The following is a 24195-nucleotide window of genomic DNA, read 5'->3' on the forward strand; positions in this document are numbered from 1 at the left end:
TGGAGGAATTAAAGGGTTGCGATAACGTCTTATTTTCTGATGATTAAAAGGCAGTATGAAGGTTAAGGATGCACCAAAGACTTCGACATCGATAATCGTTAGATCATCAGCAAATGCAAGGATCTCTCAATCCAAAGACCCCCTTCTCGAACTTATGAGAAGACTCTTTAGAAAGGAGGAAATTGCTTTGAAAGCCGTTAAATTCGTGAGTATGATTGAAGAGAGAGCTAAATCTGGAAATCCGTTGAAAGTGGAGGAGTGGGAGAAGATTTTGGAGGAGCTTGGAATGGCAAAATCATCGTTTTATGCAATGAGAAACAAGCTCTTGGGGGCGGGTATGATTTCGATAAAGAATGGAGAGTACAAGCTTTCTGGAATGTTCAGCAAGGATTTGATGGATATGGCGAGATGGTGGTGGGTTGTGATGTTGGGTTACGATGCAGAAAGCCTTTAATTTACTTACTTCTCCTTAACTCCTCATACTTCCTTCTGACCTCTTCAGCCAACTTCTCGTCAAGCTCACCCCTGAAGTAATCCAATCTCGCTGCGATTGCCAGCTTTGCGGCCATGAATCTTGCCATCTTTCCCCTCTTCTTCTTTGGCAGTGTTCTTATGAAAGGATGGAGGAATATTATACCGTGCTTTGGAGTTTTAGCCCTCTTACCTCTTCTCATCCTAGCCAAAGCCTTGTATAAACTCTTCTCAGCACCTAAAATCTGTATCTTGCTACCCGGTAAGAATGCTAGTCTTTCCAAGCTACCAGCCTTCTCAAGCAGTCTGGCCGTGATAAGAGGCCCAGCTATCTCAGAGAGGTTCGGAGCAATCTTCGTAACTATATCCTCTATTTCCTTCTCTATTCTCCTCCTAAGAGCTTTCAACCTGTCTATTGACTCTCTAAACTCTTCAGTTACCTCACTAACCTTAACCTCTTCAACATCTCTGAGCTTCTCTTCGAGCATGTTTATCGATTCGTTGAGCTTGTCTAAGGCTTTCAAAAGTAGAATTGCATACCTGTCTTCCCTCTTAAGCTCCCTCTCAACATCCTCCTCAGTTACGGTTATAGCTATCTTTCTGAGAGTTTTGTAGTAATCCTCTAGCGATTTGAAGACCTTCAATCCCACTTCTGGAAGGTTAAAGGGCAAAGGTTCAGCATTTTCAGCACTTCTAAAGGCTTTTACGAAATTTTCAGCTTTTTTCACTACGTAATCGCCATCTTTCTCTTCAACTTCACCAAACCAAGTCTTCCACATGAACATCAATTTTGCTTAGTTGTTAAAAACGTTTGTTCCTTCAAAGCTTACACATTACCTTTCTACCGCTATTATCTATTCCGTAAAGTTCTCCACCAATCTTCAACGGAATTATAATCTCTGAATCAGCATCTTCCACATTGCTAATCCTTCTGACGTCAACTATCTCGAAATCTTCGAGCGTTACAGCCAAGAATTCTATATTCTCTACTTCTTCACACTCCTTACCCCTAAGAATTGCTGGCATTAGGTTGTAAGAGCTACCAACCCAAACACCTAACTCCCTCCCATAAATCATCTCCTGCAAAACTCTGCTGAAGAAGAACCAGTCTTCCTCAACAAGTCTCTGCTTTGGATAGCTTCCGAGCCTGTAAATAATTTCTTCAGCATTTTCCTTTTCATGCACCCAGTTGCAACCCTTACAACTCCAAATGTATCCGTCCTCAGTTAAAATCAGTTCACCTCCCAAGTCGTATATCAAGCAAGGATAGAAGGGGCAGTAGCAGAATGTACAGTCCTGACCGTAAAAGTGGCAGGGGTAGTATTTGCACTCGTAATTCGGGCCGTATATACCGTCTAAAGCTCTGAACAACTCTATAAGAGTTTTTTCTCTATTCTCGTTCATCCTATCAACTTAAAAATGGTGGTATTTTAACTCTATCGTCTAAGCATTGCTATCATATCCCCAACTTCAACTCCCAAATCCATCGCAACTGGCTTACACTTTGCCTTTAATAGGAAAGCAATGGGCTTGAATCTGCTATCTGATAAACTCTCGTAGTTTGCCATTCCCTTAGCTATTATCACATCCGCGCTTTCTAACCTTTCCAAGGTTTCAGGCGGTAACTCCTCCTCTATTATCCCTATAGCACCTTCCCCGTTTGTTAAAATCTCGTCTGCAATCTTATCAACTCCAACGGCTAGGGCATCTTCGAGTGTTGCATCACTAATAATAGGTTTTCCTCTAACAACTACTGTGAGCCTTTCGCAAATTTTCTTTATTTCCTTCATGAAGAGAGTGTCAATAACAATCTCACCACAGTTGTCGGTTAGGTAGCAAACCTTACCCTTGCAAAGCTCCCTTATTTCATCTAGATCATCAATTTTCAGTCCCTTCTTGAATTCTCTGATAAAGAACGTTAAAAAGTCTTCATCCTCTACCTCATGCCCCATAACTCCGTAGTCAAACGTATTTGCGATTATCGAGGCTATTGCAGAAGCTCTAAACGTATCGGGCTGATTTTCGACAAAAGCTTTTACTATTGGTAGGTTTTCCATAGCAACCTTATTTGCCTTCTCCTTAACTTCTTTGTAAGGATCTTCAACACCCAAAACTTCGTAAACCTTTCTATGCATCTCCGTCGCTATATGAGCGTTTATACTTCTAGTGAAGTATTTTTCAGCCAAAACCTTCAGAGCGACACCTACAGCCTTAAATATTAGCTCTTCATCGTCGGTTACAAATCTGCTCTCCATGTATGCCCTGTTTAGCAGGCAAGCTGGACAGATGGGATAAATTCTCATGCTCCAAAGTCAGCTTTGGACAGATAAATCATTCTCTTTAAATTCCCAACACCTTACCACTACACTTTTCGAAAACCTTAAAAAATTTTAATAAAAAATAAAATTTAAAAATCTAAAAGATTATCGCTTAAAACTATTATCTTAATGCTTTAAAGCGTTGTTTTAGCCTTCTGTAGAACTCTGCAAGATGTTTATGCCACGTACCGAAAAGATTATATAGTTTGAAATCTAACTAACTATTGGAGGCGAAGGTCAAATCTCTAAGACTGAAAACCTACGGGTTTTCTAATCTTAGGGATTTGACTGAGAGTGGGTAACCACTCGTTGTTGGCGGTAACATCCGCCAACAATGCCTCCTCTCTACATCTTCATACTTAGGACGATTCCGAGACTACACAACGTCTAAATTGTGACTTCGTGTAGTATAAGTGAGAAATATTTAAAGTAAATTAGGTGCAAAAAATGTCAAAAAAATTTTCTCAAAAAGATGTATATGAGCCATCGGAAGAAACCAGAAGGTATGCATGGGTTAACAATGAAAGGATTTACGAGATGGCTTTAGATTATCTTACATTTTGGGATTCTGTTGCAAAGAACGATATTGAGTGGTTTGAGCCCTACAGAGAGGTGCTCGATAGTAGTAACGCTCCTTTTTACAGATGGTTTGTTGGTGGGAAGATCAACATAACCCACAACTGCCTCGATAGACATGTAGAGACAAAAGGAGATAAAACAGCAATAATATGGCAGGGAGAGCCTGAGAACGAGAAGGAGAGGATAACTTACCGCGAACTCTACCGGAGGGTTTGCAGATTCGCCAACGCCCTCAGAGCGCTTGGAGTGAGGAAGGAAGATGTAGTCACAATCTACATGGGTATGGTGCCTGAGCTACCGATTGCGATGCTAGCATGCGCGAGAATTGGTGCTATTCACAATGTGGTTTTTGGGGGTTTCTCAGCTACAGCCTTAAGAGATAGAATAAACGATGCAAATTCTAAAGTGGTTGTTACAATGGATGGTTACTACAGAAGGGGTAAGGTTATTGAAACTAAACGCATCGTTGATAAAGCTCTGGAGGGTTGCAACGTTGAGAGCGTTGTTGTGCTTGAGAGAATCGGCAATGATGTGAATATGGTCGATGGAAGAGATGTCTGGTGGCATGAACTGGAAGAAGGTCTTCCTAACAAGTGTGAGTGCAAAGCTCTCGACAGCGAACACACGTTGTTCATACTCTACACATCTGGAACGACTGGCAAGCCGAAAGGCGTTTTGCACGTTCATGGGGGTTACAACGTTGGCACTCACATTACAACCAAGTGGGTTTTCGATTTGAAAGATAGAGATGTATTCTGGTGCACAGCAGATATAGGCTGGATCACTGGACATAGCTATGTTGTCTATGGTCCTCTTAGCAACGGTGCGACCGTGCTAATCTACGAAGGTGCTCCAGACTATCCACAGCCGGACAGATGGTGGAGCATTATTGAGCAGTATGGTGTGACCGTTTTTTACACTGCTCCCACTGCAATACGCTACTTCATGAAACTCGGAGAGGAGTGGTTGAAGAAACACAATCTATCTTCGTTGCGTTTGCTTGGAACGGTCGGTGAAACGATAGATCCTAAAGCTTGGAAGTGGTATTACAAGTATGTAGGAAACGAGCGATGCCCCGTCATCGACACATGGTGGCAAACAGAAACAGGCATGATCATAATAGCACCTTTACCCGGCATAACAAAGCTCAAGCCCGGTTCTGTAACGCTTCCTTTCCCGGGAATTTTAGTAAATATACGCGATGAGGATGGAAATCCAGCAGACAGCGGAGAGCTCGTAATAATGAACCCATGGCCAGCAATGTTCAGGAATCTATGGGGCGAGCCAGAAAGGTTTGTCAAACAATACTGGCGGTTAGATGGCTCGGGTAGACTCATCTACTATGCTGAGGATGGAGCAAGGAGGGATGGGGACGGATACTACTGGATAATAGGAAGGATCGACGAAGTTCTGAAGGTCAGCGGTCACAGGCTTGGAAGCGCTGAAATCGAAAGTGCTCTTATATCTCACGAAGCTGTAAGTGAAGCAGCAGTTATCGGTAAGCCCCACGAAATCAAAGGTCAAGTGCCGATCGCATTTGTTGTTCTTAAGACGGGCTACGAGCCGAGCGTCAAACTTGAAAAAGACCTTAAAACTCATGTTAGAAATGAAATAGGTGCAATAGCCGTACCTGAAGAGATATACTTCGTCGAACAACTACCAAAGACAAGAAGTGGAAAGATAGTACGTAGGATTCTACTTGCTATCGAGAAGGGCGAAGAAATAGGAGATATCACAACCCTCGAAGACGTCACGGTTGTTGAGAGGATCAAGGATGTTAGGAGGGCAAAATGATTTATTTATGTAGTATAAACTGCAAACTCTATACTCTTACTTTATCAGCAAAAATCCTACTATAAACAGATAATGCTAGTAATTTACCTATAAACGGAGAGCAGACGTATATATTTGCATATATTATTTTAAATCGAAAATATGTAATCGCAAGAAATAAATATGATGAAAATCAACTATAAAGATGGAAAACAACTTCGAAGTTACGACAGGTAAAAAAGTAGTTCTGGGTACATTTATTGCACTTTTGGTTTCTTTAGGTATTGCCTTGCATCTTTACACGGAGTTTCTCTGGTTTGAGTCTCTCAATCTCGGTTCTATCTTTATGGCAATGCTGTATTACAAGATTATCTTGTTCGTAATCTTTTTTGCCTTTGCTCTTGCCATACTTAGCCTCAACCACTTTGCCCTTAAAAGAGTAAGCCACGAGCTAGGTGAATCACTCAAACTGCCATTCTGGGTTAATATACTATTAGCTCTAACAGTAGCTTTGATCTTTTCTCGTATGTGGCTTCAGTACGTTTACTTCACAAACTCGGTTGACTTCAACCTTAAAGATCCGATTTTTGGGCTCGATGTCTCTTTCTACGTTTTCAAACTCCCATTCATTCAGACTGTACTTTTCTTTTTCCTTGCATTGCTCTTGCTTACCATCTCAATTACAGTAGCGTATTACGCTTTTGTATTCAGAGATGTTAAAAGTTTTGATGAGCTTAAAGATAAATTCCCCCAAACGGGATACGTTCACATCTCTCTGCTTCTAGCTGGCATTTTTATCTTCATAGCAGTGTACTTCTACTTTGCAAGGTTTGATCTGCTTACATCTCCACACGGAGCTGTAATGGGTGCTGGTTATACCGATGTCCACATAAGACTTCCCGCAATGGGACTGATTGCGATACTATCTCTTTTTTTGGCTGTAGCATGTATTTACCTTGGCTATAAACGAAACATCAATGCTATGCCTATACCCTTCATCATTCTGGCAGTTGTAATACTCCTTTCAATTGTCGTTGCTCCTGCTGTGGTTCAGAAGCTTGAAGTTGAGCCGAATGAACTTGTTAAAGAGGAGGAATACATACGATACAGCATTGACTTTACGAGGTTTGCTTACGGCTTAAACGTTAATAAAATGTATTACTCTGCCGAGAACAACCTCAGCGTCGATACAATTGAGAGAAATCGTGGCACCATAGACAACATTAGAATCTGGGATCACCGTCCTCTACTCAGTGTTTACAGGCAGATGCAGCAGATAAGAACTTATTACTTTGTAAATGACGTTGATGTAGATCGTTACTACATTGATGGAAAGTATACACAGATTATGATCTCTGCAAGGGAACTTTCAACCGATTTGCTATCGCCAAGAGCAAAAACGTGGCTTAACGAGCATCTAATATTTACTCATGGTTATGGTGTCGTCGCCTCGCCGGTAAATTCCGTAACCAAGGTGGGGTTGCCAGATCTGATAATTGAGGACATTCCTCCAAAGGGAAAAATAGCTATTGAACGCCCCGAAATCTATTATGGTGAGCTGACAACGAATTACGTGATCGTTAAAACCAAACAGAAAGAATTTGACTATCCGTTGGGTGAGGGTAACGTTCTAACAACTTACAATGGTTCTGGAGGGGTTAAGCTCGATTCGTACTTTAAAAAGCTCATATACGCAATAAAATTCGGCGACGTTAAGTTTCTACTGAGCGATTACATCACAACAGAAAGCAGGTTGATGTTTCACAGAAATATAATAGACAGAGTGTCCACGATAGCACCTTTCCTAGTGTATGATAGAGACCCGTATATAGCCATAATAGATGGAAAGCAATACTGGATAATTGATTCATACACAACCCTCGACAAATTCCCATACTCTGCAAGATACCCGACATTCAACTACGTTCGAAATCCGGTTAAGGTTTTTGTAGATGCTTACAACGGAACGGCCAAATTCTACGTTATTCAGGAAGAACCTGTCATCAGGGTTTTGATGAAAGCGTTTCCAGATCTTTTCATCTCAGCAGATAAAATGAGTGAAGAAGAGAGAGCTCACATAAGGTATCCGGTTGATCTGTTCGAGGTTCAGGCACATATTTACGCGACTTTCCACATGGACGATGCAAAAACATTCTACAACCGCGAGGATGTCTGGGAAATTCCGGAGGAGATTTTTGAGGACGACATAATACAAATGGAGCCCTACTATGTCATTCTGACTCTGCCCGGAAACGACAAGCCGGAGTTCCTGCTAATGCTTCCGTTCACCCCTAAGGGAAGGGATAACATCATTGCATGGCTGGCTGCAAGGTGTGATGAGGATTACGGCGAGTTGAGGCTGTATGAATTTCCAAAAGGACAACTCATCTATGGTCCTATGCAAATAGAGGCGAGAATTGATCAAAATGCTGACATCTCCCAGTTATTCACCCTCTGGGGACAGGTTGGGTCTAAGGTAATTAGAGGCGATTTGCTCGTTATCCCCATAGAGAACTCAATACTGTACATAGAGCCTATCTATCTGAGGGCTGAAAATGCTCAGATTCCAGAGCTTAGGGGTGTTATAGTTGTTTACAAAGACATGCTGGCGATGAGACCAACGCTTGATGAGTCTTTGATAGCGGTATTTGGTAAGGAAGCTAAGCCTGAAATCGTTGAAGAGGAGAGTGTTCAGAATCTTGTGAGGCAATTGGTCGAGCTTTACGACAAGGCAAGGGAGGAAGCAGGGGCTGGTAACTGGACAGGATTCGGTGAATACATTGAGAAGCTTGGAAAAACTATTAGCAAGCTAAACGAGACTGCAGGGCGTTAACGTCAATTCTACGTTGACAGCGATGGATGGAATATGCTACTACTACCTGCAGTACGCTTAAGATTTTATACTTCTTTTAGTTTAACTTTATCGACATGTTCGTAATCCAAGATGAGAAATACTACAACAAGTTTGGAGTTTTCAGAGACAGAATCGATGCGGGAAACAAGCTCGCCAACTTAATTTTGAAGAATCTTGATGTAGATAAAGATAAAACGGATGTGGTCGCGATACCTGCTGGAGGAGTTCCCGTAGCTTCGGCAATGGCTAAAAAAATTGGTTTGAAGTTGAAAGTCCTCTTGGTCTCAAAAATCCTATTTCCGTGGACGACCGAAGCTGGTTTCGGTGCACTAAGCATGTTTAGCGACTTTGAATTGAACGAGGATGCAATTCGCTATTACAACATTAGTGAAGAAGTTGTTGATGTGCAGATAAAGAAGACCAGAGAAAAGATTGCAAAAAGGCTGAAGATAATTCCTAAGAAATTTTTAATTGGAGAGGGAAATAAGGTTACATTCATAGTTGATGATGGTTTAGCGTCTGGATATACAATGTTGGTGGCTTTAAAAAGTGCAAGAAGATTTTACGATAAAATATACGTTGCAGTCCCTACAGCTTCTTCGCATGCAATTGACTTAATCATCAAAAACTGCGATGGCATTTTCTGCATAAACCTGAGAGATATTTATCCCTACGCGGTCGCTGACGCTTATTTAGAGTGGCACGATATCAGCGATGAAGAGATGCTAGAGTTTTTGAAATAGCAAAAACTCAATTTAGTTTCTATTTTTATAGAAATTTGTCATATATTTTTCCAGCTCAACGAGGATAAATACTAAAGAAGATACAGCTACAATTTCGAACCACATACCCGCATCAAGTGGAACGGTGTGCAAAATTTTGTTGAAGTTAGGCAAATACGTCGCTACCAGCTGTAAAGCGATCGTTGCGAAGATTCCCAAATACACAGCTTTATTTTTAAACTTAAGAGTCTTTAAAAAACTCAAGTCGATGCTCCTTGAGTTCAGTAGGTAGAATATTTCAAAAAAGACTATGGTGTTCATTGCAATAGTTCTTGCTATCATCTCGTTATCATCATATCTGAAGTAAAGAAAGTATGCACATGCAACGAGAACTATAGCTACCCAGATTATCCTAAATAAAATCGCCGGATTCAGCAACTCCTCAGTCATTGGCTTGAGCTTAAGCAGATTTGGTTCTCTTGGCTCAAAAACCAAAGTAGTCCCCAAAAGCACAGCCGTGACCGTATTAATCCAGAGAATCTGCACCGGTAAAATCGGGAGTGTGATACCTAAGAGAAAAGCTACAAGAATCACGATCCCCTCTCCAACGTTGGTTGGTAACATCCATGCAAGAATCTTTTGAATCTTTCTGAAAACGTTTCTACCTTCATCGATTGCTTCTACAATCGTTGCGAAGTTATCGTCAAGCAAAATTATTTCAGCCGATTCCTTAGCTACTTCCGTGCCAGATCCCATCGCAACGCCAATATTTGCCCTCTTTAAAGCGGGAGCATCGTTTACACCGTCCCCTGTAACTGCAACTATTTCACCCAGTTCTTGCAACAACTTGACTATTCTTAGCTTAACTTTCGGCAATATTCTTGCAAATACGTTCGTTTTCTTCAATACTTCTTTAAGCTCATCATCGCTCATTTTTTCAATTTCGTCGCCAGTAACAACTTCACCGCTAATGTCGAGCTCTTTTGCAATAAACAATGCTGTACTGGGATGATCTCCAGTTATCATGATAACTCTTACTCCAGCTTCCTTACACCTTCTAATTGCCTCATAGCATTCCTCCCTTGGAGGATCAATCATGCATTGAAGACCGAGAAAGATTAAGTCGTCCAGTTGTTCTTCAATGCTACCGAATTCCTCTAAATTGACAGATTTGTATGCAAACGCCAAAACCCTCAAACCCTGAAGGGCTAACTCTGACGCAATTTTGTGAATGTTGTGCCTATCAAGCTCTACAACCTTTTCTTCTATTAAAGCCCATCTGCACATTGAAAGAACGGCCTCCACTGATCCTTTTACATAGATTTCTACCGATTTCCCCTCCTTTACTGCGGTTGCCATGTAGCGTAATGTTGGATCGAATGGGATTTCATCGATAACCTTAAAACGTTCTTCGATCCCCGTCAGCGATGCCACTTCAAGGAGGGCAATTTCAGTTGGATCTCCGCTCGTTACTGGTTCTCCATCTTTTAGAAAGTAAAGTGCTTTATTGCACACATACCCGGCCTTTATTGTGAGATAAACCTCAGGATGTTTTGCGAGTTCTTCTCTACCAACTCTCTCAACGTCGTACTCTTTTCCCCCAGCAAATATCCTTATTACTTTCATTCTATTCTGCGTAAGTGTTCCAGTTTTGTCTGTACATATCGTCGTAACACTTCCTAGAGATTCTACAGCTGGTAGCTTTCTAACTACAGCCTTTCTTTTTGCCATGTCTCTAACACCGATTGCAAGGCTCATCGTTACGAGAGTGGGCAAGCTTTCGGGGATTGCCGCAACAGCCAAGCTAACGGAGGCTAAGAACATGAATGTGGGATTGTAACCTCTTAACAATCCAATTGTGAAATTTAAGATTGAAACTGCAACAATTATAAAGAAAATGAACTTGCTAAGTCGTTTTATTCTGCGTAGCAAAGGTGTTTCAACACCTTTTTCTGTTTTAACTGTCTTTGCGATTTTACCTAACTCGGTATTCTCGCCTGTAGCAACAACAACGGCTTTTCCATATCCTTCAAGAACTAGTGTCCCGGCAAAAACCATGTTGTTCCTTTCAACAGCTGTCTTCTTTAGAATAGTTTCAGAAAATTTCTCAACAGGCGTGGACTCGCCCGTTAGCAGAGATTCATCGACAGTTAGATTCTTTACTTCTAAAAGCCTTGCATCTGCTGGAACCTTCGTTCCAGCTTCTAGTATTATTACATCTCCCGGAACGAGCTCTCTTGCAGGAATTTCTTTTTCAACCTTTCTTATTACTCTTGCTCTAATCTCTACCATCTTTTTTAAAGATTCAATCGTTTTCTTTGCTTTTCTTTCCTGAACGTAACCAATTACTGCATTTATCAACACGACCAGAAATATTATGATCGTATCTACATATCGACGAAGGATTGCCGTTATTGTTCCGGATACTATTAAGATGTAAATTAAAGGATCGCTGAAATGAGACAGGAACCTTAAAATTTCGCTAATTTTCTTTTCCTCCTTAATCTCATTGTAACCATATAACACAAGCCTTCTTGCGGCTTCTTCATCTGTTATACCCTGAGGCGAGCTTTTTACTAACTTAAGAACTTCCGATGTTGGTATTCTGTACCATTCGATATCTTTTTCCATCTATGCATGTTGTTTACATTTAATAATAACTTTACCTCAAAAGTAGGATCGTAGCTTTCTACCAATTGCGAGATACTCCCAACTATAAGCACTAGGCAAGCACAAGCGCTTAAATTTTTTCTTCGCCTAAGCAAATAAATCTACAGCCTAAGTTTAATCGAGATGCCATTATCCTCCGAGCTTAAACTCGTCGTGTATTACTCTAACTGCCTCCCTACCCTCATCTCTCTTGACGGCAAATGATACGTTGTATTCTGAACAGCTCTGGCTTATCATTATCACGTTTATGCCTTTCTTGCCCAAAGCGGAGAATATTCTACCTGCTACACCCGGAGTTCCAGCCATTCCAGCTCCTACGGCACTCACTACAGCAACATCGTCGATCTTGTCTATCTTGACGTTTTCACCGTTCAGGTCTTCAAGGGCCTCCAACGCTCTCGGAAGGTCGGATTTCTCTATCACTATTGACAGATTGAGTTCCGAAGAACTCTGAGCGACCATTATGACATTCACCTTTGCATTTGCAAGCCTCCTAAAGACTTTGGCCATTATTTCAGCAAAGTCAAACCCAGCTCCACTTACGTTGACTATTGCAACCTTCTCTATCAAACTCAAAGCTTTAACGATGTCACTTGTCGACTCTGTGGATTCACATATTACTGTTCCTTCGGCATCTGGGTTGAATGTGTTCTTTATCCTCACCGGTATCTTCTTCTTAATAACGGGATCCAAAGCTTTTGGATGTAGAATCTTTGCGCCGAAGTGTGAAAGCTCCATAGCCTCTTGATACGATATCTGGGGAATTACCCTTGCGTTTGGGACGATCTTTGGATCGGCTGTCATGATTCCATCAACTTCTTTCCAGAGCCAGACCTCATCGGCATCTATTGCCGAAGCTATCAGCGTTGCCGTAAGATCACTACCTCCTCTTCCCAGAGTCGTTATTATTCCGTCCTCCGTAGTACCTATGAATCCCGTAATGACTGGGACTATCTTGTTTATCTTTATAAGAGGTTCTATCCTATTCCTTATTAGTTGATACGCTTTTGGTAGTGGTCTAGCCCTTCCAAAGTTTCTGTCAGTTATTATCCCAGCCTCTCCACCCGTTAAAGCTACGGAATTCACACCTAAGGAGATTAAACACGCTGAGAATATTGGAGCCAAAAGTCTCTCACCGAAGGATAGAATGTAATCTCTGCTTCGATTTGTAAGCTCACCCAAATAACTTATACCGAGCAAAACCTTCTCAAGCTCATCAAATAAAGAACCCAATGTCGCATAAACCTTGTTCTTTATTTCCTCGCTCTTTACGGCAATCTCAACAGCTTCGTAATGTCTCTTCATCATATCCGCTATAAAGAGCTTAATCTGTCCGCGTGCTCTTTCAACGCAACACTTTTCGGCTATATTTAGAAGAGCATCCGTGACACTGGCCATTGCAGAGACTACAACAACGACCTCGTTGTCGTTGACGTATCTCTTTACGAGCTTTGCACAGTGAAGTATGCTCGAACCATCCTTAACGCTTGTTCCACCGAACTTCATGACGATTCTCATCTGCAAAAGCGAAGTGAAAGAGTATAATAACTCTTTCTGATATCCTTAGCAAATGATCGAAGTCTGCGAAAAATGTTATAATGCTCTAAAGATCGGGAAGATCGTAGAGGCGAACGAGTGCATGATCTGTTCGGGCTTACTCTATAGGCTAGACAGCATAGCCGATGAAATATTGAAGAGACTAAAAGATTACGAGTTTGATACGTTCCTGATTGGAAGTAGGAGTTACGGAAGTTTGAAGGCTTTGGAGGATTACCTAAATTTGGACGATAAAAAGAGGCTTAAGCACAGGTTCAACAGAGAGCTTTCAAAGGTTCTTGCAAGAAAGAGCGGTAAATCTTACTCAACTGATCCCGACGTAACGATAATCTACGATCTCGAAAATCCAAGTTTCGAAGTTCAGGTAGCTCCCCTTTACATCTACGGTAGATACAAGAAGAGAGTAAGGGGTTTATCTCAAACAAGATGGATTTGCAGGTTTTGCAACGGTAAGGGCTGTGAAGTTTGCAATTGGACAGGAAAGAGGTATCTCTCTGTTGAGGAACTTATAACAGAGCCTATTAGAGAGTTTGTAGGAGGGAAGCATGCAATTCTGCACGGAGCCGGGAGAGAGGATGTTGATGCGAGAATGTTAGGAAATGGAAGACCGTTTATAGTTGAAATTCAAGATCCTAAGAGGAGAAAAATTGATCTGAAAGAGCTTGAGAAAATTGTAAACGAGTTCTGCAGAGGAAAGGTAGTTGTGAGCGATTTGAAGTTTGCTAAGGCTAAGGATGTTGAGTTCATAAAATCCGCGGGGTTTGTGAAAGTTTACAGAGCTAAGGTCGTGTTTGAGAAGGAAGTCAGTAGAGAGGAACTCGAAAAGGCAGTCGAGAAGCTGAAGGAACAGCCGATACACCAGAGAACACCGCTTAGAGTTTTGCACAGAAGAGCAGATTTGGTGAGGGTTAGAAGAGTTTACGATGCAGAGATAATTCTGCATAGGGGTAAAGTTGCTGTTATAAAGATAGTTGCTGAGAGCGGGTTGTATATCAAGGAGCTTGTAAGCGGTGATCAAGGAAGGACTAAGCCAAGCTTAAGCGAACTTCTGGGTGTTAACTGTTGGGTTGAAAAGTTGGATGTGATAGAGGTCAGGGGTGGGCTTTAGGGTGCATAAGCGAGCAGGAACTTGTTGCCAATGTGAACTCTCCTCAAATACTTTTTAGCAGTTCTGTAGCACCTCTCAACCTGAGCTTTTGGAGTTACAGGCAAATCCGAAAGTTTGTAATCCGGATGGAAAACTAGAAGGCTGTAAGGTATTTCATCGCTCAAACTTGCTAAGAACCTTGCAATTCCCTCAACTTCCCTTTCATCAACGTAGTAGGGAACTAAGAGTGTTGTAGCTGAGAGTACTTCAGGATAATGATCAAAAATCTTTTCAAAGTTCTTTAGAGTTTGCTCGTTACTCCTACCGGTTAAAATCATGTGTAGATACGGATTCCAAGCTTTTAAATCGAATTTTACCGTTCCTCCGCTCTCATGACTAAGTTTTGATGCCTTCAACGCTAAAGATGTTCTACCGGCACCGTTCCACTCCCAACAGATCACAACTTTTCTTCTCTTCAAGACTTCTCTGCTGAACTTGATTGCAAAGGGTAGTTGAGGTTCGGGAGATCCTCCAAAGTGGCAGATACATTTCACCCTTTCAGGCATAGCCCTCTCAACCATTTCATCGACGCTGACAATCCTTCCCTCTCCGATGTTTTTATGACTCCAGTTCTGGCAAAATAGACAGCCAAAGTTACAACCGTAGTAAAAAACTGCCAGATTAGTTCCTTTGAGCTTCGAACCATCACAGAACCAAGCGTTGCAACAGTTTGTTGGCAGTGGATCTTCGTAAGCGTATAAAACTGCTTTATTCGAGTTCGAAAGCGATACCAACTTATCATCCCTAGCAAATCTCAATCCACACAATCCAAAATCGTCAAAACCGCACTCATTTGAGCAGAGTCTACACTTGAATTTCCCCCTACCTTTAATCTTCTCAACGCCTCTATGCAACATTCCAACGTAATCTAAAGCCTTCTTAGTTCTTGCACAATCTGGGCATATCGGAATTGTTTTCGTATACGTCTCTTTTCCGCAAATTTCGCACTTCACATCTTTATGTTTGAGCAAATGTTTAATGTTTTGATGTACATATGCTATCATACTATCATACTTCTAACTGTTAGAAGTACGTGTAGAACGAATGATGCTTTTACAATTCCGAGGAACGAAACTCTAAATACTGTTACAGCTAGTTTAAATCATGTTCCTAGTGGACAAGATAACTGGTAAAGCTGTGTTTGACACTCCCACAGAAAGGGCGAGGCAGAAAGCTGAAGAAGTTCTCTTAGCTAAGGGTTATTTAAAGGATGAAATTTTTGTCGATTACGTTTTCGATGTAGAGTTACCAGAGGGCGTTGCTAAGGCTATAGCCGATCTACTCGTTCAGGTGGATGGAAGAAATGCGATAGTTGTGATGTGCGCCCCTCCAACAGCTTTAGTTCCTTATGAGAGAATGGCCCTAGCATGTGCGAGAGTTTTGGGAGCTACCTACGCCGTAGCTTTGAATATAGATGAAGCCACAGTTATGAAAGCAAAGGATGGTGCTATCGTGTGTAAAGATTTGGAATGCATACCTGAGCGGAATAAATTCAAATTCGACGATTACATTCTTCCAGAAGAAAAACTTGAAAAGGAGAAGAGGATTTTGATCACATACCTCAACATATTGCACTGTGTGGGATGCAGAATAGAAAGAAAGGATTAAAAATTTCAGACCACCCACATTTAGCCATGCCCAAAAAAGTAGTCACGGTAAACAGGTTCAAATGTGCCTATTGCGGTGCTTGTGTTTCTGTCTGTAAGTTCAATGCAAACGAGCTGATCGAGACATTCTTGCAGATTTACGAGGATAAATGCACAGGATGTGGAATTTGCGTTAAAGTTTGTCCTATGGGCGCTTTAGAGGTGATCAAATGTACGACGTAGTTGTTGTCGGAGCTGGCCCCGGAGGTAGTATCGCTGCAAAAACTTGTGCAGAAAATGGCTTGAACGTTCTTTTGGTTGAAAAGAGACAAGAAATAGGTGTTCCGGTTAGATGTGCCGAAGGAATAAGTAGAGATGCTTTGGAAAGGTTTGTGGAGCCTAAAAAGTTCTTCATATCAAGAGAAGTCGTAGGAGCTAAGATTTTCGCACCGGACGGAACTGAAATAACTTTGAGTGAGGAGAAAGCTGGAAATGAAGTGGGATACGTTTTGGAGAGAAAAGTCTTCGACAGGTATCTTGCCACGTTAGCTTCTCAGGCTGGAGCGGAAGTTTTGGTTAAAACTACAGCCTACGACTTCGAGAGAAAAGATGGGATAGTTAAAGTTAAGCTAAGGAGAATGGGTGAAGAGTGGGAGGTTGAAACGAAGCTCGTAATAGGAGCGGATGGAGTTGAGAGTAGAGTGGCCAAATTCTTCGGAATAGATACAACGCTAAAGCCAGACGGTATAGAAAGCTGTGTTCAGTACCTCATGACGAACATAGATTTCGATCCGGATTACTGCTACTTCTGGCTTGGAAAGTCCATAGCACCGGGAGGATACATCTGGCTTTTCCCAAAGAGGGTTGGAGCTAACGTGGGAATAGGTGTAATGCCTTCGATAGCTAAAAAAACTCCTAAAGAGTATTTGGACGATTTTGTTCAGAAGAAGTTTCCAGATGGAAGAATTGTTGAGCTCGTCGCCGGCGCTGTTCCAGTTTGTGGAGAGATAAAAACGGCTGTTGCAGATAACGTCATGTTGGTGGGAGATGCGGCAAGACATGCCGATCCAATCACGGGTGGAGGAATTGCAAATGCAATGAAAGCTGGATACTACGCTGGTAAGGTGGCTGCTGAGGCTGTTAAAAAGAACGATTTCAGTGCTAAGTTCTTGAAAAGATATGACAAGCTCTGGAAGGAAGATTTCGGTAAGGAGTTGGCTAAAAAGAGGAAGTTGCAGCAGAAGTTGATAAAAATGGATGACGAGACTCTGAACAAAATCGCTCACAGCATTCCGAAAAACATAAAGGAGTTAAGCGTTAGAGCGATAGTATTAGAGATTTTCAAAAAGCATCCAAAACTACTCTGGGATGTAAAGGATCTGATACTTTAAATTTTAGTTTTCTATATTACCAAGACTTAATCATTAACTTTAATTACGGAGAATCGTAACATTGGCAAATGATAAGCAATAGAAGTGGGCAGTTCGAGCTCGATTATCTAGTTGCTCTAAGCTTCTTCATAATGTGCATAGTCTTCGTATACTTTTACTCACTGAATGTTTCAAGTCTTAGTTACAGTGATAAAGCGTACATGGCATGCGCTGTTTCCGAAGTCATAGTAAACTATCTTCACGAAGGCTGTGAACCCAACTCGATCAACGAAACCAAGTTAGAGACAATTCTCACAAATCCAAATGTGTTTTATGAGGTTGTAAATTCGTATGATGTTAACTTAACCGTAAGGGACTTGTCTGGTAATTTGGTGGGGTGTATTGGTGAAGAATTTCCGAGCAGTGACGTTGGTTACTGCGAAAGGCTAGTCTTTAACTCTTCAAACGTTTACATCTTAGAGGTGAGGGTTTGGTGAAGGGACAAACGTTCACGCTTGAAGCGATTCTTACGGCTTTTATAGTACTCATTACTCTCTACTACCTAATCATATCTTTTCCTTTGACGAATCTGCAGAAGGTACACACTACGGACGAGATTTATGTGCGTGATGTTTTCAATTTTCTTGAGAACAAAACTCTAAAAGAATCTATCCTGTGCTGGAACGGCAAAGTTGTTTACGGAGGAGCGTCTGCAGACGATTTCAACGAATCCTTTAACTGCTCTACCGAGCTTAAATACTATCTGAAGAGACTTCTTGACGACAAGCGCTTTGCCTACAACATCTACGTAACATACTCTTCAAACGGAAGCCTTAGAGAGTTAAAGTTCATATACGATGGTGCTCCACCACCAAATGCGATAGCGTTATCTAAGATAGTTGTTATCTACGACTGGGATAGCGGATCGATAAAATCTCTAGTACCAGACGACTTTGATTCCCACCTATACAACGTTCTCTATGTAAAGGTGGTTGTATGGAGGGTTTAAAGGGTCAGCTGATGTTACTGAGCGGAATAATCATGCTTTTCGGATGTATTACGCTGACTATGATTTTGAATGAGTATATTCAGACGATGAGCATACCAATAGACATTTCAGGAAAGTACATCGTATTGGATGTCGAGAATCTCGTAAGAAAATCATTTGAGGATTCTCTTGAAAATGTAACTCGGTCGATAGCAGCGCTAAATGTGACTAACGAGACTCTAGCTTATTACATATCCTCAAATGTCAGTCAAATCCTGCAAGATGTAGCCAACGCCACAAAGATGTACTATGGAATTGAGGGAAGATATGTCAACGTGGATATAGACAGAATTGACGTAGTCGCCTACAACGAGTCTGAAAGGGTTGTGGCAAACGCAAACATCACGGTACTAATTATATATAATGATGAAGGACTTGAAGCTCGTACGGTAGTTAACGTAAGCAGCACTTCGGAGGTGATAAAGTGAAGGGTATTTCTACAGCTTTTGAAGTTCTCATGCTCCTCTCAATACTCTCAATCTTCACATTGGCAGTTATTCTAAGCTTTCAAAGTAATGTACAAAGTATTAAGGGTGTTAAATCTTATGATGAGGCATACATGGTAGCGTCCAAAGTTGTTTTTGAGATTGAATCTTTATCAAACCTGCAGTATGCGAAAAAAAGGCTCGAAATACCTGAAAATATTGGTGGTAAAGGATACTTCATAACTTTGAGCGATAATTCAGTCAGAATTGAAAACGATATTGTAAACGTAAGTGTAAAAGTTTCCGGAGTTAACATCATTGAATCTTCTGCGTATAGCACAAAAGCATACTTAATTGTAGAGAATGGATACGTGAGGGTTGAAAATGAATAGGCTCGGTGTTTCAATTCAAGTAGGTATGATCATGTTACTCGTAACTTTAACAATTGCTGTAGCGGTTGTGTATACAAGCCTGAAACCATCTGTTACCAAGGCAGTCGAGATAAGTCAGGAAGATACGGTTTTGCATTACTTTAAGCTTTTGAGGTTTTCACTCCTGAAGATAGTCAGAGGATGTCCTCTGTCAGAAGTTGTTGTTAAGTCGTTTGGAGGATACTACAGTTTTGAGAGAACGGGTTTTGTTAGTGTGAATGGTACAACATATTCAGTATACTCTCTAACGTATCGCTCAGACACGTTTGAAGTTTCTTTAGAAAACGGTGCGTTGCTCCTGAATTCCCGAATTTTTGAAGAGCCAATAATACTTTGCAATAGCTCTTGCTTGATTGTACTACCTTTGATAGAAGGTGAAGGCTCTGTTGGAGGAAGGGGTAACGTTATTGTGGCGCTGGAGGAGGTTGGTAGGAAGTACTATCGGAATGCTACAGCTATAACCATAAACTCTTCTAGAGGCAATGTTTGGCTAGATTACTTCAAATCCAAAGGCTTTGACACCGATATTACTGACGGCAACATAACCGTAAAATTTCCAAATGCAACAGACATAATAATAGTAAGAATTGGGTGTACCTTGGGGTGATAATATTCCGACAGAGAATTTGGGATGGGTACTAGGAGTCCTAACACTTGCTACCCTTGTAGTCTATCTGTACGCAACAATGTACCCTTCATCTCTCTCAATTATGGAGAGAAATGTTAAAGAGTTGGATGTGGCAAAGCTCTCGCTTATCAAGCATGCGATTGATAGTGGAGGTACTGTGACGGTAAATTTGAACGATGAGAGTATAACTGTAGAAGATGATGGCAACTGGCTGGAAATATACTTAATGTTCGAAGATGGTACAAAAGCTATCATTTACAACGATACATTTGGTAGAATCACGATTGATGGACTAGTATACGAATGTGGTGGTGTTTTTGAGGAAGATAGAGTGATAATTCCACCCGAACTTCATTACAAAGGAAGTACACTATCGCTGTCGATAGTTAAGATAACGAACGACTTTTCAATAAGTGGTAGAACTAAAATATCTTTGAAAGTCAATAAAAGTCTGCATAAAGTATTTCCTGATTCACTGAAAAATCCTGTTAACGGTAGCTTTAACTTCGAGCTTAGAAGTGACTGCTACAAAGCTTGGGCCAAGTTTCTCGAATATGAAGGAATAGACGTTACCGTAGATGATGTTAACAGAACGGTCAAATTTACACTACCTCCAGACCTTTCTGGAATACCCATCTCACTAAAGATGTTTGAAGGAGGTTTATCCGCTGGGCTCTCAGGCAACATCTCCAGCTTTATAATGCACTTGATGGGATTACATCAGGACTTAGATTTGCCGATAGTTATTGATGCAAATCGTTATGAACTTGTAATACAGTTGAAGAAGACTGGCGGTGGTTCTAATGAGTCATACCTTGTGATTGCTTTTATTGATAAGGTTGAGGGATTTTACGAAACTTGGAGATCTGAAGATCCTATACCTTGGAAAGATTCAAGCCTAGATCTGAACATCTTGGACGATAGCATAACAATGGTATATACTGATCAGCTTGGGGGTGTTGTTGTGTACGATCTAGAAGGTGAATTCGCAGATCCAAGTATAACGTGGGGTGGTGATGTCGTTAAGGGTACTAGGAAAAGCTTGAACGAAGTTTTTTCTCACTACATCTCTTTATTCTCGAACAGCAGGATAATCATAAAGAAGCCCACAGACGTGAAATATAAGGGCTGCGATATGGATAATTCGTGGATATATATTGAAGGTGAATTTGTAAACTGTATAAAGTTCCTATACATAGCTGAGCATAGGGTCAGAATTGAGTGGTGAAGACTATATACGCTATCAACAGCATAACGATTGAGTGCTTTAAGCCAGATGACACACTGCCCTCGCCCATGATGCCGGCAACGAGTCCACCGAAGAGCCCCTGAAAAATCGCACCGTGCATGAGTAAATTCTTGTAGAAGTCAACGTTCAAGTTTAGCTGGACTACTGGTGTTGTGGTGCCTGTGGTGAATGCTGTAAGAAACATGGATGAAATAATATATGTTATCCCTATAAATACAAAGAATGCAACATAAATTATAATAGTGTACGTCATCATGCTGTAGTACCTTTCCCTTTTAATTAGTTCACTCCTGCTAGCCTCCTTTGCTGAGATAACCAGCACCTCTGTTAAGTTCCCTGTAGTCTTCATAGCCTCGTTTAGCATTGTTACAACTCTCGTCACATCAAACACCCTTATCCTGTTTGCAAATCTTACAAAAGCTCTACTCAAGTCTAATCCCCAATCTATGTCAGTCTTGATCTTCCTAATTTCGTCTCTAAGCGGGCTGGTGTCAGTTTTTGCTAAGATAGATATTGCTCTGTAAATAGGTACTCCACTCTCGTTTATCGTTGCTAACCTGTTGAAGAATATCGGAATGTACCTTAAGTATCTTCCAACACTTCTAACCCTAATTTCGTGGAGTATAACAAAAGGTAAAAGAGTTAAAATTATTGAAACGAAGAGATAATCGTCAAAAGAAAAGAACCAACCTATACTTGGATAAAAACCTACAACGCTCAATCCGTAGATTGCAAACAATATGCCTAACGGAATAGAAAGCACGAATACGTAGTATGGCTTTATTTTGAGTACTTGGATTGGATTTCTTAGTACCTTCTTAATTTCATACATTTTAATATTCTTTTTCAAGATCTTGAACTCCTTATCACCCTCTTTTATTTCTGGCGCTTCTATGGTGTCTGTAGGAGACATCATCTTGACAATTCCAGCAAACAGCGCTGAACCAATCGGGATAAAGAGGTATATGACTGCATACAAAACGTACTCATTGCCTTCACCCATGAGCAACATAACGATCTCTATTATCATCAAAAAGAGTGGTGCCGCGACAAGTGCAGTTACATAGCTTTCAGCCATCATTCCCAAAAGTTCCAGAAAAGCCTTCTGACTTTGTCTAGCCTTCTCAAAGAAGTATTCTACCCTCTCTTCGAGATAGCTCCTAATATCACCACCACTATCTATTACGGTAATTAAGCCGTGAAGGAATTCCTTATAATTCTCCGATGGGCTGAGTTCAACTGCATTGGTCAAAGCCGATCTTAAATCCATTCCACCGTACTCAACATCTTTAACAATCCTAGATACTTCCCTTGAGACCTCTCCGTACACATCTTGATGCTCGGCTAACGTCTTGAATATTCTGTAGATGTCCGTGCCTCCTATGCTTAACGCATGCATAAATGCCACAGCGTGATGTAACATACGGTCTATCTTGCTCTTCCTATCTCCGACAACTATCGACGGATATATCTTAAATGCTGAGAAAGTCAACTCATATGCTGCAAAGGATAAGGCTAGAGCCATTAAAATCGAAAAGACAGTTGATCTGTAACTCATCCAGAAACTGTAAATGGGTTCTGGTATGTAAAATGGAAACTGAGGAACATATACGAATCTTGAAACGATTATACCAATTATCAAGCCGATTATGCCAACAAGCACAGCGGAAATTTTGGCTGTTGCGATGTACAGTTCGAGAGGAATTGGAATCATTGCTTTCTTTAGATTTACCCCTACTTCGTGATACTTCTGAATTTCCTTTTGAATTTTCTTTCCAAATACTCTAAGACCCAACGTTGTTAGAAATTTCATCATTCACGACACCTTTCTGAGGACTTTTTCTGGATTTGTTTGGTAGGTGTGTATTATGTCGCTTACACTTCTAAAGTCCCTTATGTTGTGTTCAACCATAAACTCTAGTATGGCTTTCCTTCTTTCAAGCTCCTCCTCAAGTTCTGAACGGCTCCAGCCCCTGTGCATTCTTATATCTTCAAGCACCTTCGAACTTCCGACAAGTACATGTCTATCTTTAACGCTATCCCACTGAAAAATCGTGGATGTTCTCAGCATCTTTGTATGAGGATCGAGATGAACAATCTCTGCAATCTCTACATTCCTCCTAACCCTTTTTCCTTCTATATACACCTGAGATTGAACGCTTATTATGTTTAGAGCTTCAAGCATGGGACGGGGGACTTCAATAGGTGGACTTTCGAGACGGTGTATCGCACCGCTAACACTATCTGCATGAAGTGTGGAATATGTCGTGTGTCCTGTTGCCATTGCCTGAAAGAGTGTCAAAGCTTCTCTACCTCTGACTTCTCCAACTATAATGTATTCGGGTCTCTGCCTCAAAGCTGCTCTGAGCAAGTCGTACATCTCTATCTTACCCCTCTCACCAAAAGCCTCTCGCGTAACAAGGGGGATCCAGTTCTCGTGAGGTAACATAACTTCTCTCGTATCCTCTATCGTCACGATCTTCGACTTTCTCGGTATGAAAAGAGAAACGGCATTCATAGATGTAGTCTTACCGCTTGCAGTTCCACCGGCAAATATTAAGTTTTTCCTATTCTCTATACAGAGCCAGAGATAAGCCATCTGCTCTGATGAAAATGTCTTCCAAGCTATCAAATCTACAGGTGTCAACGGCTCATCTCTAAACTTCCTAATCGTAAAGGTGGAACCGTGATCAGATACTTCCCTACCAAGAGTCATCTGAATTCTTGAGCCATCCGGAAGGGCAGCGTCAACCATAGGTTCTGCTAAGCTTATATGCTTACCACTGATCTGAGCCAATCTTATGACTAGTGCGTCGAGCTCATCTTGATGAAATTCTAAATTGGTTTCGAGGTTTGTATAATCCCTATGGAAGACAAAGACAGGCTTATTGTATCCATTGCAAGATATATCCTCAAGCTTTCTGTCAAACATGAGAGGAGTCAGCTTACCGTAGTAGACAAAATCCCTGATGATATAATACAAGATCTTAAAATATGATTCTTCTTCCAGCTTAACGTTCAAGTCCTTTAACAACTTATCGACAGCAGATTTGACAATCTCTTCCTTTTCACCCTTACCTTCAAAGCTCTCTAAGTAGCTTATTAATTCATCCTTTAGCCACTTTAGCAACTCAAGTTCGAAATCGTTTAGTTCTGGCTCCGCAACCACGTACTTGTAGTCGCTCAAATCATCGTTGTATATGATATACACTTTGCTGAATGGTTCCATAAGCCAATATTCCTCAACAACTCTCCAACCTTCTTCAGGTACGTATGACACTAGCTCTTTATCGAATTTCAAAATTTTGTGTACTCTTTTAGCTCTGTCGATTACCCTTAAAGCTCTCTCCTCATACACACTATGAGT

22 protein-coding genes are annotated in these 24195 nt (G+C 41.1%); 14 read left to right on the forward strand and 8 right to left on the reverse strand.

What is annotated here, in order from left to right:
- Positions 1-55: 55 nt before the first annotated feature.
- Positions 56-454, forward strand: coding sequence for a hypothetical protein (locus ARCPR_RS03495; RefSeq protein ID WP_012940100.1), 399 nt, complete (start codon positions 56-58; stop codon positions 452-454).
- Between the two features lies 1 nt (position 455).
- Here ARCPR_RS03495 and ARCPR_RS03500 read toward each other — a convergent pair whose 3' ends face one another.
- Genes ARCPR_RS03500 through ARCPR_RS03510 form a run of 3 tightly spaced genes read right to left on the reverse strand, consistent with a single transcriptional unit; the run spans position 456 to position 2774 of the window.
- Positions 456-1250, reverse strand: a complete 795-nt coding sequence (locus tag ARCPR_RS03500) for an RNA-processing protein (protein ID WP_245526155.1) — start codon at positions 1248-1250, stop codon at positions 456-458.
- 40 nt (positions 1251-1290) lie between these two features.
- Positions 1291-1875: a cysteine-rich small domain-containing protein gene (locus ARCPR_RS03505; protein ID WP_012940102.1), complete on the reverse strand. Its 585-nt coding sequence runs from the start codon at positions 1873-1875 to the stop codon at positions 1291-1293.
- A gap of 32 nt (positions 1876-1907) precedes the next feature.
- Complete coding sequence (locus tag ARCPR_RS03510; RefSeq protein ID WP_012940103.1) at positions 1908-2774, reverse strand: damage-control phosphatase; 867 nt, start codon at positions 2772-2774, stop codon at positions 1908-1910.
- 462 nt (positions 2775-3236) lie between these two features.
- On the opposite strand from ARCPR_RS03510, the gene acs reads away from it, so the two are divergent.
- From acs to ARCPR_RS03525, 3 genes are all read left to right on the forward strand, one after another.
- Entirely contained in the window at positions 3237-5162 is a 1926-nt protein-coding gene (gene acs / locus ARCPR_RS03515; RefSeq protein ID WP_012940104.1) for an acetate--CoA ligase, read from the forward strand.
- A gap of 184 nt (positions 5163-5346) precedes the next feature.
- Positions 5347-7974 (forward strand): UPF0182 family membrane protein, encoded by a 2628-nt coding sequence (locus ARCPR_RS03520; protein ID WP_012940105.1) that lies wholly within the window; start codon positions 5347-5349, stop codon positions 7972-7974.
- A 95-nt stretch (positions 7975-8069) separates the two neighbouring features.
- A complete protein-coding gene (locus ARCPR_RS03525) occupies positions 8070-8738 on the forward strand; it encodes a phosphoribosyltransferase (RefSeq protein ID WP_012940106.1) in 669 nt (222 codons plus the stop codon).
- A 12-nt stretch (positions 8739-8750) separates the two neighbouring features.
- Here the strand turns inward: ARCPR_RS03525 and ARCPR_RS03530 are convergent, their stop codons facing one another.
- Together ARCPR_RS03530 and ARCPR_RS03535 are read right to left on the reverse strand one after the other, a co-directional pair.
- Entirely contained in the window at positions 8751-11348 is a 2598-nt protein-coding gene (locus tag ARCPR_RS03530; RefSeq protein ID WP_012940107.1) for a cation-translocating P-type ATPase, read from the reverse strand.
- A 168-nt stretch (positions 11349-11516) separates the two neighbouring features.
- On the reverse strand, positions 11517-12905 hold the full coding sequence (locus ARCPR_RS03535) for an aspartate kinase (RefSeq protein WP_012940108.1): 1389 nt from the start codon (positions 12903-12905) through the stop codon (positions 11517-11519).
- 52 nt (positions 12906-12957) lie between these two features.
- Here ARCPR_RS03535 and ARCPR_RS03540 point away from each other — a divergent pair, with 52 nt between their 5' ends.
- Entirely contained in the window at positions 12958-14052 is a 1095-nt protein-coding gene (locus ARCPR_RS03540) for a tRNA pseudouridine(54/55) synthase Pus10 (RefSeq protein WP_012940109.1), read from the forward strand.
- Here ARCPR_RS03540 and ARCPR_RS03545 read toward each other — a convergent pair.
- On the reverse strand, positions 14049-15044 hold the full coding sequence (locus ARCPR_RS03545; protein ID WP_148208667.1) for a radical SAM protein: 996 nt from the start codon (positions 15042-15044) through the stop codon (positions 14049-14051). The genes ARCPR_RS03540 and ARCPR_RS03545 overlap by 4 nt on opposite strands.
- 151 nt (positions 15045-15195) lie before the next feature.
- Between ARCPR_RS03545 and ARCPR_RS03550 the strand changes: the two genes are divergently transcribed.
- The 9 genes from ARCPR_RS03550 (at position 15196) to ARCPR_RS03590 (ending at position 20807) form a co-directional block, all read left to right on the forward strand.
- Positions 15196-15699, forward strand: coding sequence for a hypothetical protein (locus ARCPR_RS03550; protein WP_012940111.1), 504 nt, complete (start codon positions 15196-15198; stop codon positions 15697-15699).
- A 26-nt stretch (positions 15700-15725) separates the two neighbouring features.
- The gene (locus tag ARCPR_RS03555) at positions 15726-15920 is read left to right on the forward strand and encodes an ATP-binding protein (protein ID WP_048084366.1); all 195 of its coding nucleotides are present in this window, start codon (positions 15726-15728) and stop codon (positions 15918-15920) included.
- Complete coding sequence (locus ARCPR_RS03560; protein WP_012940113.1) at positions 15908-17068, forward strand: NAD(P)/FAD-dependent oxidoreductase; 1161 nt, start codon at positions 15908-15910, stop codon at positions 17066-17068. The genes ARCPR_RS03555 and ARCPR_RS03560 overlap by 13 nt, the downstream gene beginning before the upstream one ends.
- A gap of 68 nt (positions 17069-17136) precedes the next feature.
- Positions 17137-17544 carry a DUF7287 family protein gene (locus tag ARCPR_RS03565; protein WP_012940114.1) on the forward strand — a complete coding sequence of 136 codons (408 nt, stop codon included), beginning with the start codon at positions 17137-17139 and terminating at the stop codon, positions 17542-17544.
- Complete coding sequence (locus ARCPR_RS03570) at positions 17541-18056, forward strand: DUF7288 family protein (RefSeq protein ID WP_012940115.1); 516 nt, start codon at positions 17541-17543, stop codon at positions 18054-18056. The genes ARCPR_RS03565 and ARCPR_RS03570 overlap by 4 nt, the downstream gene beginning before the upstream one ends.
- Positions 18044-18523 (forward strand): hypothetical protein, encoded by a 480-nt coding sequence (locus ARCPR_RS03575; RefSeq protein WP_012940116.1) that lies wholly within the window; start codon positions 18044-18046, stop codon positions 18521-18523. Before ARCPR_RS03570 ends, ARCPR_RS03575 begins: the two co-directional genes overlap by 13 nt.
- Positions 18520-18912, forward strand: a complete 393-nt coding sequence (locus tag ARCPR_RS03580; protein ID WP_012940117.1) for a hypothetical protein — start codon at positions 18520-18522, stop codon at positions 18910-18912. Before ARCPR_RS03575 ends, ARCPR_RS03580 begins: the two co-directional genes overlap by 4 nt.
- Positions 18905-19558 carry a DUF7289 family protein gene (locus ARCPR_RS03585; RefSeq protein WP_012940118.1) on the forward strand — a complete coding sequence of 218 codons (654 nt, stop codon included), beginning with the start codon at positions 18905-18907 and terminating at the stop codon, positions 19556-19558. Before ARCPR_RS03580 ends, ARCPR_RS03585 begins: the two co-directional genes overlap by 8 nt.
- The gene (locus ARCPR_RS03590) at positions 19539-20807 is read left to right on the forward strand and encodes a hypothetical protein (protein ID WP_012940119.1); all 1269 of its coding nucleotides are present in this window, start codon (positions 19539-19541) and stop codon (positions 20805-20807) included. The genes ARCPR_RS03585 and ARCPR_RS03590 overlap by 20 nt, the downstream gene beginning before the upstream one ends.
- Here ARCPR_RS03590 and ARCPR_RS03595 read toward each other — a convergent pair.
- Together ARCPR_RS03595 and ARCPR_RS03600 are read right to left on the reverse strand one after the other, a co-directional pair.
- A complete protein-coding gene (locus tag ARCPR_RS03595) occupies positions 20791-22644 on the reverse strand; it encodes a type II secretion system F family protein (protein ID WP_012940120.1) in 1854 nt (617 codons plus the stop codon). The two genes, ARCPR_RS03590 and ARCPR_RS03595, sit on opposite strands and share 17 nt — an antisense overlap.
- Complete coding sequence (locus ARCPR_RS03600) at positions 22645-24186, reverse strand: type II/IV secretion system ATPase subunit (RefSeq protein ID WP_012940121.1); 1542 nt, start codon at positions 24184-24186, stop codon at positions 22645-22647.
- Positions 24187-24195: the final 9 nt, after the last annotated feature.

Origin of the sequence: Archaeoglobus profundus DSM 5631, assembly GCF_000025285.1 — an archaeon.
GTDB lineage: Archaea > Halobacteriota > Archaeoglobi > Archaeoglobales > Archaeoglobaceae > Archaeoglobus_B > Archaeoglobus_B profundus.